This window comes from Pseudomonas sp. GM33, from assembly GCF_000282295.1.
In the GTDB taxonomy this organism is placed as follows: Bacteria; Pseudomonadota; Gammaproteobacteria; order Pseudomonadales; family Pseudomonadaceae; genus Aquipseudomonas; species Aquipseudomonas laurylsulfatiphila.
The window spans coordinates 49,396-64,063 of sequence record NZ_AKJO01000078.1; the positions used below are offsets into that span (position 1 = coordinate 49,396).

Consider the following 14,668-nt stretch of genomic DNA (forward strand, 5'->3'; position numbering starts at 1 on the left):
GGTGAAGGAGGTTGGACAGGGGCGTCTGCGATCAGTCGAGAGATTCCCTGCCGGATGGTCGTACCTCTATTTGAATATGCCTGCGCCGTAACCAGCGGCGATGACAATGAGTGCGAGAAAACAGATCAATTGTAGGCAAAAGAAAGTAAATCGAACCGCCACGAAGCTATCGGTCTGCACATGGGATACGTGCACCAGAGACTGACACACACGAGCGATCAGGACGATGATGGACAAGTAGCTCACCGCAGGGCCGTCGATACCAAGGGCTGAAATCACGAACACGATGACGCCAAAGACCGGCAGGTTTTCCACACAGTTGGCGTGTGCTCTTGTCCCGCGCCGATACCAATCCTCGCCTTCGAGCTGATCGCTTCGGAAAGAAGCGATCGGAACATTCGAGAACAGGATTCTGACCCAGCGATAGACCCCGACGGTTGCCATCAACAGCAGCAAGGTCCAGGTCGCAAAGCCAAGCAGCATCCACATCGGAGTCGTCATGGCTGCCATCCTCGATCAATCATTTTCAACACGTCATCCCACTGTTGCGCGACCGACGCGCGGTCGGTCGCCCCTTGTCGATCACTGGTCCATGATCGGTGCCAGTGCGGTCTGGACCCTGGACATCTGTGCCGGGGTTGTCATGCGCGCAAGCAGCCGGCCAAAGTGTGGATGCTGTACGCCCGAGACAATGTATTGCCAGCGGTAGGCGCTCAGCACGCAGGCCTTGATTTGCGCGGTCTCATCGACACTGAACGATCGTGAAGCATTTCCCATGAAGTAGTCGGCATCGGCTGCCGATTGTGCCTGCAGGATCGCGTCGACGGCCGCCACCAGGGCAATCAGATCGTTCACGGCCTGGTCGCGCTCGGCCGGGGAGATTTTCGCGTGCTCCGCCTCCCATTCCAGTTCATCGAGTACGACGTGGCGGCTTTCATCCTTCCAGTGAAACTTGAAGACGTCCCTGAACAGTGGGCACAACTCCTCGCGCGGGGCGATGCTCTGCACGTAGTGCGTCTGCACGAACAGCTCGATATGACAGGTCAGCGCCAGTACCGCCCAGGTGCTGGCCGCCAGCACCGCGCGCGCCACATCGTTCGGATCGGCAACCTGACGGTATCCCGCCGGCAATCGAGAACCCATCATCGTCTCGATGCGCCGGAACAGTTCCTGATGCTTGATCTCGTCGTTGGAAAAGCGCACCAGCGCTTCGAGGGCGAGTTGATCGTCAAAGACATGGGCCCGCCCCTGATCGAGCATCTTGGCACTGATAAAACGCTCGACCAGGCCAAAAATATACGCATAGGTTCGGCCCTGAATCTGGCTGAGCAGGCGCGCCTCGTCTGCGCCGAGGAAGGTCAGGCGGTCGATATGCGATAAGCCGTCGGGCAAGAATTTGCGCGAGAAGTCGAAGCTGCGGTCCTGCAGCAAGTCGCGATCGATCTGCCATTCCGCTTTCTTCGAGGATTTGACAAGTTGCGCATAGCGGACGGCGTTGCCCGAGTCCGGGCGGGGCAGGGTAGCGGCGGTGTTCATACTGATCTCCGGCTTGCGTGGTCGAGTTGGGATGGGCCAATTACGGTTAGCGCGGGAGTCAATGACAATCGGTGAAGCGTCTGGGGATGGTCTCGATCACTGAGTCCGCGTTGGTGCTAATCTAGGCCTCGCCGTTCAGGCGGCGAATGACCAGTGCGCCTGATTACATGCTCGGGACTCCGGAAAGGAGGGCTGGCAATTGCTGGATGCGCTATCTGATGTATTGCGGGTGATTCGGCTGTCTGGAGGGGTCTTCCTCGAGGCGGAGTTCACTGCGCCCTGGTGTCTGAGCGGAAGAATCTCCGCCGACGATTGCAAACCGTTCCTGGCGGCCCCTCGACATATCATTGCCTCGCATTTTGTCGCGGCAGGGCACATGCAGTTGCGAGTCGACGAGGGTGCCACCCTCGACGTGCGGGCAGGCGAACTCATTCTGCTGCCGCGCAATGACGTTCATACCTTTGGCAGTGATCTGGGCGTTGCGCCCATGTCGGCGCGCGAAATCATTCAGCCACCGGAAGTCGGCGGCATATCACGAATCAAGTGCGGCGGGGGCGGCGAGGCCACACAGTTACTGTGCGGATTCCTCGGCTCTGAAACACCGTTCAGCCCATTGCTTTCGTCGCTGCCATCCTTGTTGAAGCTCGATGTCCGCGCGACGGCTTCAGGCGCCTGGATTGAAAGCTCATTCCGTTTCGCCGTCAGTGAGATCGCGGCGGGACGCGTCGGCTCGACCACGGTCATCGCCAAGCTCTCCGAACTGCTGTTCGTCGAAGCCGTCAGCCAGTATGTCGCGAACCTCCCCCCTGAACGGCGCGGGTGGCTGGCGGGCCTGCGAGATCCGCATATCGGGCGCGCCCTGGCGCTGCTCCATGCCCGTCCAACCGAGGGCTGGACGGCAGAAGCCCTGGCGCTTGAAGTGGGCATGTCGCGCTCGGTATTCGCGGAGCGATTCACGGCATTGGTCGGACAGCCACCGATGCAATACCTGACGCTCTGGCGTATGCACGTGGCGGCTCAACACCTGCGCGAAGGTCGCGGTAACGTGGCGCAAATCGGCTTTGCAGTGGGCTACGAATCCGAAGCGGCGTTCAGTCGCGCATTCAAACGCCAGTTCGGCGCATCACCCGGCACCTGGCGCAGACAATCGGCATGAGAAGGGCCGGTGTCTGATGACTATCAGATCGAGCCAGGCGGAGAATGTCTCCTCGTGGCCGATTGTGGGCTGTCACGAAGGGTTGCTTGCGACCCGAAGCAGCCCTTGATGTCTGTTTATTGTCGCCATATGTTATTGGCATTCATGGAGGATTCTGATTGATGGCACGCATAGGATTGATACTGACACCCGGTTTTGCGGACTGGGAATATGCTTTCATTGCTGGAACTGCGTCCCCGTTTTACGGGATCGATGTCAGATTTTTCGCTTGTGCTACGAGGCAGTTCCGCTCGCAGGGTGGACTGGCTGTTACTGTCGATAGCAGTTTGCAGCAATGTCTGGACTGGAAACCGGACGTTGTTGTCGTCATTGGAGGAACGGTCTGGGAACGTACAGAAGCACCGGATATTCGAGACTTTCTTCATGCCAGTCGCTCAAGTGGGGCGACAATTGCCGGTATCTGTGGGGGAACGCTGGCACTTGCGAGGGCCGGGCTTCTCGACACGGTTCCTCATACCTCGAACAGCGCTGACTTCTTACAACAGAATGCCGTAGGTTATGAAGGGCGCACGCTTTATCGAAACAGTCCAGTAGCTGTGGTTGCGGACCGCATTATAACTGCTCCAGGCCCTGCGCCCGTTAGCTTCACCTGCGCAGTGTTCGAAGGTGCCGGGTTATCTTCAGAGATCATTTCTCAGTTCAGGTCAATGTTGGCAGCGGAACATGGGTGACCGCTTCGTCCTGCAAAACAGCCAATCTGTTGCGTCGACCGGTTGAATCCACAGCCGATTGCGGCCTGTCACGAAGGGCTGCTGGCGCCCCGGATTGCTCCGGGGCTTCGCACTAGCGACGATAGTAACGGCGATCGTCCTCATAACGGTGGCGCTCCCAATCACGATGGCGCTCGGCTTCTCGGCGGGCTTGCTCTCTACGCCACTGATCTCTGCGCCACTGATCCCTGCGCCAGTCGTCTCGGCGCCAATCGTCTCTACGATTGTGCCAACGGCCGTCATGCCAGTATCGGTCGTCATGGGCAAGCAACGGCCCTGGCTGCTTGCCGGCCATGCTGGCCAAGGTCGGCCAAGGGTTGCCGGTGGCCTGGACGGGAGCCTCGACGGCTGGGGCTTGAGTTGCAAAAGCAGGGGTTGAGTCCTTCATCTGTGTGGCGGATGCCGAGCCCACTGCCGCGAACGCGAACAGGCCGAAGAGCACCCTCCGTGGGACATGGAATTTCATGAGCGAAGACAACCTCTGATGGACAATCGGACGTGTGGCCATCTGGCGGCGGGTAGCCTGCGGGGGGGGCGTGCTTACCGAGCGGATGTGCCTATCCACATAGACCGGTAAATAGGGAAAAGTTCTAGGGAGCCGTTGCTTAAATAGCCAACGGTCTCAGTCGTGGGCTGACAACAAACAGAAGCGCTGGCGATGGCCGTTGCAGCAGGAACTTCAGGGTGTTGGCCAGGTCTATAGCGGCCCTGTATCGGAAGTGCCGAGCAGCGCTGTGGTCTGTTTTGCGGCAGTACCGTCCGAGTTCAGTCGAGTCCGCCCCCGATGCCAAACAAGAGTTTTCCGCCGGTCCTCATCCTGGTGTTCTGCGCTGTCGCCTCGTTCAGTGCTGTCGCTGCCGAGCGAAGAGCGCCCGCGCAAAGCAACAATGCATCAACCACCTTGATCGAAACAGCCTCGCGGCAGTATGAAAACGGCCAACTGGACCAGGCCGCCGCCACGCTGGAGCGTGCCCTGCATATCCAGCCGAACAATCCAGCGACGCTGCATTATCTTGGAGTGTTGCGTCTTCAGCAGGGGCAGTACCAGCAGGCTGAAACCCTGGCGGCGCGCTCGAACATGCGGGTCGGTAACAACGTCCAGTTGCGCAACCGCAACTTCCAATTGATCCAGGCGGCGCAGCAGGCCCAATCTTCGGGAACCCCACCCAATACCAACGCGGACATGGTTGCGGTACAGAAGGGGCTGGAAGAAGAGACCCAAAGGCGCCGCGAAGCGCAAGTGGCGGTTGTTGAGCAATTCACTGGGGACACCGGGCGTGACGCCGGCAACTTCACTACTGCTGAGGCAAATCGGGTTTCGGATGTACCGACGGCGGGAAGAGTAGGGGCCGAAGGTCAATTGCAAATGGCTAGTATCGGGTCAGAGAGGGCGTACGCTGAGTTCGAGATTCCCCGCGGCCATATGCCGCCTCCCGGTAAATGCCGAATCTGGTTTCCTGATCGTCCGCCGGGGCATCAGCCTCCACCGGGTAAATGCAAGAAGCTGCGATATCGGGTTCCTTCAGGGGCCTATTTGGTGCACGGGTGAGTTTCCCGATGTCCTTTTTTGGCTGACTGCTACCTGTCATGAAGGGTTTCTTTCGACCCAAAGGTGACGGTGGCGACAGACAGCAATCGGCCAGCCGTTCTCCGCCCTGCTTCTAGAAATCACCAGAATCACTCAGAATTTAGTCGGCTCACCCTCGATTCTCGACACCCCACGAACGGTGGTCTATGGTTGCCATCGTTTGGCCATCCTAGTAATAGTTTTTACGCCACTTACTCAAAGCATTACGACTAACTCGTAAGATCGGTTCAAGGAAGAGGTTTATGAGACTTCATCGGCTTTCGATTAACGGTTTCAAGCGCTTGCACACTGCTGAAATAGAGTTTGGTAATGCGACCTTTCTGATCGGCGCTAACAATGCGGGAAAGAGCTCAGTACTCAAGGCCATTGGATGGCTGCTGTCTAACAGCAAACGGATGGATATCGAATGCTTCTGCTCCGAACTAGATGAAGAAACAGGCGAGACAAAAACCACTTGTGACACTGTCGTCCTAGAGGCGGAGTTTAGAAATGTCCCTGAGGCTGCTTCCACGTGGCGTGGTTTCAAGGGGCGGATCTTCTCGTATGATCCAAAAGACACTGGAGAAACTGGGAAAAGCATTTTTTATCGAAAAACGTATAAAGTACTCGAAGATGTAAAAATCGAGTTGAAGTCCCTTAAGCGAACAATTAAACCAGAATTTGCGGATCTACAGAAACCTGCCGACTTCATCTCGGCTGGGGCAACCCCAGAGCTGATCGCCGAGACATTCTCCGTATTAGACAAGAAAATTTCAGTCGCCGACCGAGATAAGCTCGAACTCATTGACGACATCTGGGAAACCAATGAAGAAGAGGAGTGGGCGCTTAATCCAGGCGGTATTGGTAGCGTTGTTCTCTCTAAGCTTCCTTCTATCCTCATCATCCCGGCGGACGCCGCATCCCACGAAATCGATCAGAAAAGTGGTGTGCTGCAGAAGATTCTGCACGAGTTGTTCAAGGATGTGCGCGAAAGCTCCGCCAATTACAAAGACGCCCAAGCATGCCTGAGCCTGCTTTCCAAGGAGCTTGATCCAAGTGACGCTGGCTCAGAGTTTGGCAAGATGATGGGGGAGTTGAATACCGTCCTTGGTGGGGTCTTCCCAGAGTCTCGCATTTATGCCGCAGCTGATCTTTCTAGCCCAGATGCACTCGTCCCTACGTTCGCAATTGAAATGTCGAGCAATATCCGCACAAGCGTCGCCAACCAAGGTACTGGCATGGTTCGCGCCGCGGTGTTCGGACTGCTGCGGTTTAGGCAGCAATGGCTGAAACGACGCGAAGGTAACGATGAACGCGGACTCATTATCGGCTTTGAAGAACCAGAGATTTATCTGCATCCGAGTGCTGCTAATCAGATGCGGGATCTGATTTACGACCTGTCCGACCAGAACTCTCAGATAGTTGCCACTACTCACTCGCCTTACCTGATCGACCTTTCCCGAAAACCCAAACAGGTCCTCAATCGCTTTCAATACGAAAAAGGGCACACCAGCGTGCTGCCCTTTTCGGTATCCGAGGAGTTCGTCAAGCTGCAAAGCAGCGATAAAGATCAGGTCAAAATGCTTATCAAGCTTGACGATCACGTGTCGCGGATATTCTTCACCCGTCAAGTATTGGTCGTCGAAGGCGACACAGAAGAGGTTGTCATCAAAGAGGCCATTCGCAGAATGCCGACGGAAATGAAATCACTCGTCCTTTCTGGAAGCGAAATGGTCAAGGCTAGAGGCAAAGCCTCAATTATCGGATTGGTTAAGTATCTGAGCGCACTCAATGTGGATTTCTTTGTCATTCATGATCGCGATAAAGGCACCGAAGGGGCCGAGAAATTTAACGAGCCGATCAGGGTTGCAGTAGGTAATGACAAAAAGCTTATTCTTCTAGAGGAGTGCATCGAAGACTTTCTGGGTTACCCGGCGCCGAGTTCTGAAAAACCCTTCAATGCCTACAAGCGTACTCTCGAATGGGGAGAAGGTTGGGACGGTGTTCCAGAACAGCTCAAAAAACTGTTAGCCGAGGTCTACGCTCCATTGATTTGAGACCTGTACCTGAGGTGAGGCTTTATCTTTGCGATATTGTCACTCTGATTCTCAGACTGAGTGGAGCTTCCCTGCCGCGTCGCAGGCCTCGGAAAAAAATGGGTGGTTATTGATATCGGACGAATTGGTTCGATGGCTGCCCCCAAATTGCTTCTGGCCGTTCTGCCCGACGCGTCAGGCGAGTGTCGGCCAGAAGCGGTCACTCCGTAACACCCGAAAGACGTCTACGGCTTAAGTGGCCTTTCTGGTTGTAGCCTTTGGCATTAACAGTCCTTCTCAGTCAGCGCATATGACGTCGGCTCGAGGGCTATTGCCTTGGGCCGGCATTTATCGTGCTGGTCGTGCTGTTAATCAGAAAACGGCCTACCCTCGGCAGCTACACGGCGGGGTTAGTCCCGACGCTCTCTGGCAGCGATAGCAGCTCAATCTGCGTGCCCCACGGCGCTTGGAAGTAGAACCAGCGCACGCCGCCCGGGTTGGTGATGGGCTCGTTGAGAATGGTCACGTTCAGCCGCTTGAGAGTGGCCAGGCTGCCGTCGATGTCGGTGGTGCGCAGGGCCACATGGCTGGCGCCGGCATCGTCGCCATGGGGCTGGGCCTGATTGATCTCGGCGCCTTGGTATTGAAACAACTCCAGCTTGGCGCCACCGTCCATTTGCAGCATCACAAAGCGTTGTAGCTCGCTGGAGCCATGCCAACGAAATTGGCTTTTCCACTGATCCGGAATCTTGCCGGGGCTGATATCAGAGATCACTCGGGCGCCCATCAGCTCGGCGAAAAAGCGGGTGGCGGCGTCGATATCCGGCACATTGAGGCCGACATGGTCGATGGCCGAAGTCTGAAGCGGTGCAGCTGAGTGCATAGCGAGTTTGCTCTGTGGGGTCGTGGTCGCAGCCTGCGTAGGGCCAGTCAAGGTCACGCTGGCGGCCAGCAGTGCCCAATGCAAAGGGTTCATAACCTGTTCCTTTTGGGATGGGTTGGCGGGCGACCGTGGCAGTCGCCCGCTGGGTGGTCAGATTTGTGCCTGGCCGCCGTCAACAAACAGCTCGATACCGTTTACGAAGCTGGCGTCATCGGAGGCCAGGAACAACGCGGCAGCTGCGATTTCATCGGCTTCACCAACGCGCCCCATCGGGATCAGCGAGGCCATGTAGTCGAGCAAACCCTGTTGCTGAGCGGCATCGGGTCCGGCCAGTTCGACCAGACCAGGGGTGCGGGTGGCGCCGGGGCTTAGGGTGTTGATGCGCACTTGGCGGTCTTTCAAATCCAGAATCCAGTTGCGGGCAAATGAGCGCACGGCGGCTTTGGACGCGGCGTAAACGCTAAAAGCGGCGGTGCCCGAGCTGCCCGCCGTGGAGCCGGTGAGAATCACCGAAGCTTTATTGGCCAGCAGCGGCAGCGCCTTTTGCACGGTAAACAGCACGCCTTTTACGTTGCGATTGAAGGTGTCTTCGTACTGCTGTTCGGTGATGTCGCCCATGGGCAGCATGGAGCCGCCACCGGCATTGGCGAACAGTACATCGATTCGGCCGTGGGCCGCGCCAATTTGGCGGTACAGCGCATCGAGTTGGTCGAGGTTGGTTGAGTCCACCTGCACGCCGGTGGCGTTGCCCACATCGGCAACGGCAGCGTCCAGCTCGGCTTGGCGGCGGCCGGTGATATAAACGTGGGCGCCTTCCTGGGCAAATCGTTTGGCAGTGGCCAGGCCGATGCCAGTGGTGCCGCCGGTAACCAGTGCAATTTTGCCTTCGAGTTTTTTAATCATGGTGTTTCTCCCGTATTTCGTTTGAGTGAGTTGCGGTGTGGGAGAAGCTTATCGACGGAGGTTTACTTTCAAAATAGAATTGTCTGAAACCTATCGTTGCAGAAATGAAATGAGCAAACTTCCAGATTTCGAAGGATTGGCGATGTTTGCCAAGGTGGCCGAAGAAGGCTCGTTCGCCGCAGCCGCGCGCGTGATGAGTGTGTCGGTGCCGACGGTATCGCGGGCCGTGGCGCGGCTGGAGGAACGTCTGGGTGGGCGCTTGTTCAACCGCACCTCGCGGCAACTGGCACTCACCGAATTTGGCGCGAGCATGGCGGCCAAGGCTGGGGAGATTTATCGGCAGGCCGAAGAGGTGGAAAGCGAGGCTCAGGAATTATCGGTAAAGCCCCGCGGCCAAGTGCGCCTGGCAATCCCAATGTCGTTCGGCTTGCGTTGGGTGGCGCCGCTGATGCCGCAGTTGATCCGGCAGTATCCCGAGCTGTCGATTGACCTGCACCTTTCAGACGCGTCGGTCGACTTGATAGCCGAAGGCTTTGATGCAGCGCTGCGGATTGCCGTGTTGCCGGACTCCTCGCTCGTCGCACGGCGTCTGTGCGCCGTCACCCAATACCTGGTCGCCTCGCCTGCCTATCTAGCAACCCATGGCCACCCTGGTCATCCCCGCGAACTGGCGGCCCGCACGTGCCTGAGTTATGCCTACCGGGCTCGCAGCCAGGTGTGGCGGTTCACCCATAAAGACGGCACCGAAGAAGACGTGGTGCCCAGCGGCCCGTTAAGAGTGACTAACTCGGATGCGTTATTGCCGGTGTTATTGGAAGGCCTGGCCATCGCCGAACTGCCGGAATTTATGGCCAGCGAATACCTGGCCGATGGGCGCTTGGTAGTGGTGCTGCCGGACTGGAGCATGACCCGCGGTGGCCTGTATTTCGTCACCCCTTCGGCTCGCACGCGGCCGGTAAAAATCAAAGCGCTTTCGGACTTCTTTGCCGAGCATTTAAGCGAGCCGGTGTGGCGGTGGCCGTGAGCGTTCGACGCGGCGTAACCTTTCATTTGTGAAACGATGACTTTCGTTAACGTCTATTTTTGAAAGCAGTTCGATCCCTTAACGTGGGTTGACCGGCACCACACAGCGTGCCCATCCAATCATTCGTTTCGGGAGAAAATCGTTATGAAAAATGCCGTGGAATTGCTTCAGCTGTACTTGGATGCCATTCAGACGCCGCACATGGCAGCGGCGCTGTTCGCCGAGGATGGTGCGCTGGAGTTGCCCTATCTGGAGTCGCTGGGGATCCCCCACAGCGTGGAGGGCCCTGCCGCTATCGAGGGTTTTATTGGCTCATTGCTCGGCAAAGTGCCGGACTTCAAATTCCGCAACGTCCGCTTTCTCATCGAGACCCCCGACCAGGCGTTTGCCGAATACAGCGTAGAAGCCCTGGTGCCTGCCACCGGCCGCATCTACCGGCAGATGTACGCCGGCCGCCTGGTGGCCAAAGATGGCAAAATTCAGCTGCTGCGCGAATCCATGGATACGGTGGCCGCTGCCAAAGCGTTCGCACCGGTTGAGTCGGCGCAAGGCCATTAAACAGCTAGCTTTTTCGATTGCAGACAACGTCCGCCTCTGGCCGATTTCAGCCTGTCGCCACCGGCAGCTAATGGTCGATTCCCGGGCGTCTCGACAGGCGGAAACCGGCCCAAAGCGGTCGTAGCATTTTGACCATCACAGGATTGACATGGTTGCTTTCGTCAATCATATAATTGCCAAAAGCAACTATATGGGAATTTTCATGTCCGCCGCCATAACCGAGCGCGCCGAAACGGTACGCCGCTTCAACCGGTTCTACACCCACCAGATCGGCGCCCTGCAAGAGCACCTGCTTAAGGCCGAATTTTCGTTGACCGAGGCTCGCATCCTTTATGAATTGGGCGCCAGTGTTGGCCTGAAGAGTTCAGACCTCTGTCAGATGCTCAGCCTGGACGCCGGTTACGTTAGCCGGGTCATCGGTGGATTCGAGAAAAAAGGCTTGATTGGCAGGACTCGCTCGGCAAGCGATGGCCGGGCTTCTCAAATCCGGCTAACCGATCCTGGTCGAACCGTGCTGGCCTCGCTGGAGCAAGCCGCTCGTGAGGAAGTCGTGTTGATGCTGCAAGGCTTGCCTGAGCCACAGCAAGAGCAATTGACCCAAGCCATGAAACGGATACAGACGCTATTGGGCGACAGGGATCCCTCTTATCTCCTGCGCGATCCTGTAGCGGGTGACATGGGAATTGTCGTTCAACAGCAAGCTCAACTTTATTCCCGCGAATATGGGTGGAATTCGGAGTTCGAAGCGCTGGTGGCAGAAATAGTCGCCAAATACCTTCGCGAATTCGATCCGTCCTGCGAGCGATGCTGGATCGCGGAAAAAGATGGCAAAGTCATCGGTTCAGTCTTTGTCGTCAGACATGACGAGACGACCGCCAAACTGCGAATGCTCTATGTGGATGCGAGTGCCAGAGGCATGGGAATCGGCAATCGATTGCTGGAAGAGAGCCTCCGGTTTACCCGGCACGCTGGATACAGGAGCATGATCCTCTGGACAACCAGCGTGCTTTGCGATGCCCGAAAGCTATATCAAAAGGCGGGTTTTCAATTGGTCGAGGAGGAACAGGTACATAGTTTCGGTAAAGACCTCGTCAGCCAGACCTGGGCTCGGGATTTGTAGTGGCGTCGATGGCGATCATTGCGCAGTAAACTCATGCCCTACGGAGGGTGCGGCCGGGCGGTCCCATCAGCACGACTCCGCCAAACCGGAACGATCCATCATGCGAACACTGGCAAAGGTCGATTCGTTTCGTGCCTGGTCGAGCGCTGTCGGCGGTTTGGTCAATGACGGCTGCGTCGTTGCAGGCGTTGCCAATTTGCGATTCATTTCCGAGCCGGAACGCTCTTCACTGGGTGGAACACCAAAGTACTCGCGATAGCATTTGGAAAAATGGGGTGTCGACACGAAACCGCATACATACGCCAACTCAATGATCGACAATGATGTTTGCTTGAGCAGTTGTCGCGCTCGAACAAGACGTAACCTCATGTAGTAGCGTGACGGCGTACAGTGCAGGTATTTCTGAAATAGCCGCTCCAGCTGTCGACGTGACAGGTCAACGTATTCTGCAAGGTTATCCAGGTCGATCGGCTCCTCGAGATTGGCCTCCATCAACGCGACGATGTCCTGCAGCTTGGGCTGATGAGTTCCCAGTACATGCCTGAGGGGAACGCGCTGATGGTCCTGTTCATTGCGTATGCGCTCGTAGACAAACATCTCGGAGATGGCGGCGGATAATTCTCGACCATGATCGCGACCGATCAGGTGCAGCATCATGTCCATGGGGGCCGTTCCGCCGGAGCTTGTAAAGCGGTTTCGGTCGAGGGTGAACAGGCTCGCGCTGATGCTGACCCGCGGGAAAGCTTCCTGCATGGCCGCCAGAAATTCCCAATGCACGCTGCACTCGTAGCCGTCGAGCAGCCCGGCTTTTGCGAGCGCCCAGCTACCGGTGCACACGCCTCCCAACCGCCTGGATTGACGCGCCAGGGCTTGCAGCCAGGTAATGTGCTCGCGGGTAATCACGCTCTGGATTCCAATACCGCCGCACACGATTACAGTGTCCGCCACCAATGGATTTTTCCATGAAGCATCCGGAGTGATCTGCACGCCGTCACTGGCCCAGACAGGCTCTCCACCGGGGCTGAACGTATGCCAGCGATATAGCTCTCGCCCCGACAACTGATTGGCCATGCGCAGTGGCTCTACTGCGGACGCCAGGGAAATGAGTGTGAATTTGTCCAGCAGCAGAAAACCGACGGATTGAGTCTTACCGTCGGACACGGTGGAGTTCGATGACATCGTGGTCATGTCCTCACAAAAAGCGATGACGGCCTGAGATACAGGAGCGGGTAATACCCCCAGTCCTGGCGTAGGGGGTATCAGGTTCGGCGCAACTACCTCCCGGGCTTTATCCCACCGATGTCACTCTCGCAGCCTGCGCAGGGTGACGCGATGTCACCAGGCCGATAAAGGAGATCGCCAGCGCCAGGCCAATGGTCGTGCTCACTTCGGTACGGTGATCAGGGGAGGCCATCATCACGGCCAGCGCCGCGCAGATGAACAGGATCACCAACCAGGTGAGCCAGGGAAACAGCCACATGCGAAAGGTCAGCTCGACGTTCTGCCGACGCAACATCCGGCGCATGCGCAGCTGCGACACCGCAATGGCCAGGTACACCACCAAGGCAATCGCGCCGGAACTGGCCAGCAGGAACTCGAACAACCCGGCAGGCATGAAGTAGCTCCACACGGTGATCGCCGCGCCCAACACGGTGCTGGCAATGACTGCTGCCCGCGGCACGCCTTCGGAGGAGGTCGCTTTCAGTGCCTTCGGTGCATCGCCGCGACGGCCCAGCGAATAAAGCATGCGCGAGGCAATGTAGATCGAGGAGTTCATGCAACTGGCCACGGCGATCAGCACCACCACGTCCACCATGAACTTGGCGTGGGGAATGTTCATGATTTCCAGCGCCCGCTGGTAGGAGCCTACCGAAGCCAGCAGCGGGTCATTCCAGGGCACCACGGAGATGACCACGAAAATCGACAGCAGGTAAAACACCCCGATGCGCCAGATCACCGAACGGGTGGCCTTGGCAATGTTCTGCGAGGGATTGTCGGATTCGGCGGCGGCGATGGTGACCGCTTCGGTACCGATGAAACTGAACATGATGGTGATGAAGGCGCCGACTACCGCCGACAACCCGTTTGGAGCAAACCCGCCGTGCTCGGCCATCAGGCCGCTCAATCCGCTGACTTCCCGATCGGGTACCCAGCCCATCAACACGGCAAAACCCACGCCGATGAAACCGATGATCGCCACGACCTTGGCCATGGCGAACCAGAACTCGAATTCGCCGTACTTGGACACGCTGAACAGGTTGGTCACCACCAGTGCAATGATCGACACCAGGGCGAACAGCCAGGCATCGATCTGGGGAAACCACTGGTTCAATACATGACCGGCGGCCAGCGCTTCGATAGGGATCACCAGCACCCAGAACCACCAGTAGAGCCAACCGACGGTGAAGCCGGCCCAACGGCCGATGGCCTGGTCGGCATAGGTGGAGAAAGAGCCGGTGTCCGGGTTGGCCACCGCCATTTCACCGAGCATGCGCATGACCAGAACGACGAGCAGGCCAGAGAACAGATAGGCCAGCAGCACCGCCGGGCCAGCCGCCGCAATGGCGTGTCCTGAACCAACGAACAAACCGGCGCCGATAATACCGGCGATTGACAGCATTGTTACGTGACGAGGCTTGAAGCCCTGCGCCAATTGGCCACTCGAATCCTTGGAGCTCGGGCTAATCATTGGTTTTTTATTCTCTGCCGATCGACATTTAAGCGGATGGATAGGGCAACAGATCATCATTGCTGCCTGCCGGGCTTCCTGAAGGAAGCACCCTTCAAACGCTGCAGTTCTTATCAAGCCCATCATCGTGACGTGGTCGTTTCGATGAAAAGGTGCGCCACCTTACCCGGCTTGTCCGATGATTCAGTTACCTGATCACGCCACATCCGTGTCTGATATCGACACGGGAAGTCATTGTGTTCGCGATGAAAACCGACTGGTCACTAAGCGGCCGAAGGAAATCATCTCGGTTTGTTGAGAGTGCTTTTAATAGGTTGTTCACGTAATTCCGGGGAGCACCGATAACGGCAGGAGCCGGCTTGCTGGCGATGGCGGGCTGGCGGATTTTGTTGGTGGTGCACGCGTTCCCCTGTAGGAGCTGCCGAA

At 57.3% G+C, this 14,668-nt stretch carries 14 protein-coding genes; 7 read left to right on the forward strand and 7 right to left on the reverse strand.

Features of this window, described 5'->3' with window-relative positions; genetic code table 11:
- Positions 1-66 precede the first annotated feature (66 nt).
- Both PMI26_RS16470 and PMI26_RS16465 read right to left on the reverse strand, forming a co-directional pair.
- The gene (locus tag PMI26_RS16470; RefSeq protein ID WP_007974221.1) at positions 67-501 is read right to left on the reverse strand and encodes an MAPEG family protein; all 435 of its coding nucleotides are present in this window, start codon (positions 499-501) and stop codon (positions 67-69) included.
- Between the two features lie 81 nt (positions 502-582).
- Positions 583-1,536 (reverse strand): diiron oxygenase, encoded by a 954-nt coding sequence (locus PMI26_RS16465; protein WP_007974222.1) that lies wholly within the window; start codon positions 1,534-1,536, stop codon positions 583-585.
- Positions 1,537-1,735: 199 nt separating this feature from the next.
- On the opposite strand from PMI26_RS16465, the gene PMI26_RS16460 reads away from it, so the two are divergent.
- The 4 genes from PMI26_RS16460 to PMI26_RS16450 all read left to right on the forward strand — a co-directional run bounded on the left by PMI26_RS16460 (position 1,736) and on the right by PMI26_RS16450 (position 7,086).
- The gene (locus PMI26_RS16460) at positions 1,736-2,692 is read left to right on the forward strand and encodes an AraC family transcriptional regulator (RefSeq protein ID WP_007974224.1); all 957 of its coding nucleotides are present in this window, start codon (positions 1,736-1,738) and stop codon (positions 2,690-2,692) included.
- Between the two features lie 161 nt (positions 2,693-2,853).
- Positions 2,854-3,423, forward strand: a complete 570-nt coding sequence (locus PMI26_RS30610) for a DJ-1/PfpI family protein (protein ID WP_007974226.1) — start codon at positions 2,854-2,856, stop codon at positions 3,421-3,423.
- Between the two features lie 823 nt (positions 3,424-4,246).
- Complete coding sequence (locus PMI26_RS16455) at positions 4,247-5,011, forward strand: tetratricopeptide repeat protein (RefSeq protein WP_007974228.1); 765 nt, start codon at positions 4,247-4,249, stop codon at positions 5,009-5,011.
- 281 nt (positions 5,012-5,292) lie between these two features.
- Positions 5,293-7,086 (forward strand): ATP-dependent nuclease, encoded by a 1,794-nt coding sequence (locus PMI26_RS16450; protein WP_007974229.1) that lies wholly within the window; start codon positions 5,293-5,295, stop codon positions 7,084-7,086.
- A 376-nt stretch (positions 7,087-7,462) separates the two neighbouring features.
- On the opposite strand, the gene PMI26_RS16445 is transcribed toward PMI26_RS16450, so the two are convergent.
- Together PMI26_RS16445 and PMI26_RS16440 are read right to left on the reverse strand one after the other, a co-directional pair.
- Positions 7,463-8,041, reverse strand: a complete 579-nt coding sequence (locus PMI26_RS16445) for a VOC family protein (RefSeq protein WP_007974231.1) — start codon at positions 8,039-8,041, stop codon at positions 7,463-7,465.
- Positions 8,042-8,098: 57 nt separating this feature from the next.
- Positions 8,099-8,851, reverse strand: a complete 753-nt coding sequence (locus PMI26_RS16440) for an SDR family NAD(P)-dependent oxidoreductase (RefSeq protein WP_007974232.1) — start codon at positions 8,849-8,851, stop codon at positions 8,099-8,101.
- Positions 8,852-8,960: 109 nt separating this feature from the next.
- On the opposite strand from PMI26_RS16440, the gene PMI26_RS16435 reads away from it, so the two are divergent.
- The 3 genes from PMI26_RS16435 to PMI26_RS16425 all read left to right on the forward strand — a co-directional run bounded on the left by PMI26_RS16435 (position 8,961) and on the right by PMI26_RS16425 (position 11,553).
- Positions 8,961-9,875 (forward strand): LysR family transcriptional regulator, encoded by a 915-nt coding sequence (locus tag PMI26_RS16435; RefSeq protein ID WP_033047813.1) that lies wholly within the window; start codon positions 8,961-8,963, stop codon positions 9,873-9,875.
- Positions 9,876-10,019: 144 nt separating this feature from the next.
- Positions 10,020-10,433, forward strand: a complete 414-nt coding sequence (locus PMI26_RS16430; RefSeq protein WP_007974236.1) for a nuclear transport factor 2 family protein — start codon at positions 10,020-10,022, stop codon at positions 10,431-10,433.
- 202 nt (positions 10,434-10,635) lie between these two features.
- The gene (locus PMI26_RS16425) at positions 10,636-11,553 is read left to right on the forward strand and encodes a bifunctional helix-turn-helix transcriptional regulator/GNAT family N-acetyltransferase (RefSeq protein WP_033047817.1); all 918 of its coding nucleotides are present in this window, start codon (positions 10,636-10,638) and stop codon (positions 11,551-11,553) included.
- 66 nt (positions 11,554-11,619) lie between these two features.
- Here the strand turns inward: PMI26_RS16425 and PMI26_RS16420 are convergent, their stop codons facing one another.
- From PMI26_RS16420 to PMI26_RS31875, 3 genes are all read right to left on the reverse strand, one after another.
- Positions 11,620-12,732: a GlxA family transcriptional regulator gene (locus PMI26_RS16420; protein WP_007974241.1), complete on the reverse strand. Its 1,113-nt coding sequence runs from the start codon at positions 12,730-12,732 to the stop codon at positions 11,620-11,622.
- Positions 12,733-12,841: 109 nt separating this feature from the next.
- Entirely contained in the window at positions 12,842-14,242 is a 1,401-nt protein-coding gene (gene gabP / locus PMI26_RS16415; protein WP_007974243.1) for a GABA permease, read from the reverse strand.
- Positions 14,243-14,429: 187 nt separating this feature from the next.
- On the reverse strand, positions 14,430-14,668 hold a 239-nt coding region (locus tag PMI26_RS31875), incomplete at its 5' end, for a hypothetical protein (protein ID WP_238540811.1).

Coding starts and splice junctions, on each gene's coding strand:
- PMI26_RS16465 (WP_007974222.1), bottom strand. CDS start 1,536: ATGAACACCGCCGCTACCCTGCCCCGCCCGGACTCGGGCAACGCCGTC.
- PMI26_RS16470 (WP_007974221.1), bottom strand. CDS start 501: ATGACGACTCCGATGTGGATGCTGCTTGGCTTTGCGACCTGGACCTTG.
- PMI26_RS16450 (WP_007974229.1), top strand. CDS start 5,293: ATGAGACTTCATCGGCTTTCGATTAACGGTTTCAAGCGCTTGCACACT.
- PMI26_RS16455 (WP_007974228.1), top strand. CDS start 4,247: ATGCCAAACAAGAGTTTTCCGCCGGTCCTCATCCTGGTGTTCTGCGCT.
- PMI26_RS16420 (WP_007974241.1), bottom strand. CDS start 12,732: ATGTCATCGAACTCCACCGTGTCCGACGGTAAGACTCAATCCGTCGGT.
- PMI26_RS30610 (WP_007974226.1), top strand. CDS start 2,854: ATGGCACGCATAGGATTGATACTGACACCCGGTTTTGCGGACTGGGAA.
- gabP (WP_007974243.1), bottom strand. CDS start 14,242: ATGATTAGCCCGAGCTCCAAGGATTCGAGTGGCCAATTGGCGCAGGGC.
- PMI26_RS16440 (WP_007974232.1), bottom strand. CDS start 8,851: ATGATTAAAAAACTCGAAGGCAAAATTGCACTGGTTACCGGCGGCACC.
- PMI26_RS16430 (WP_007974236.1), top strand. CDS start 10,020: ATGAAAAATGCCGTGGAATTGCTTCAGCTGTACTTGGATGCCATTCAG.
- PMI26_RS16425 (WP_033047817.1), top strand. CDS start 10,636: ATGTCCGCCGCCATAACCGAGCGCGCCGAAACGGTACGCCGCTTCAAC.
- PMI26_RS16435 (WP_033047813.1), top strand. CDS start 8,961: ATGAGCAAACTTCCAGATTTCGAAGGATTGGCGATGTTTGCCAAGGTG.
- PMI26_RS16445 (WP_007974231.1), bottom strand. CDS start 8,041: ATGAACCCTTTGCATTGGGCACTGCTGGCCGCCAGCGTGACCTTGACT.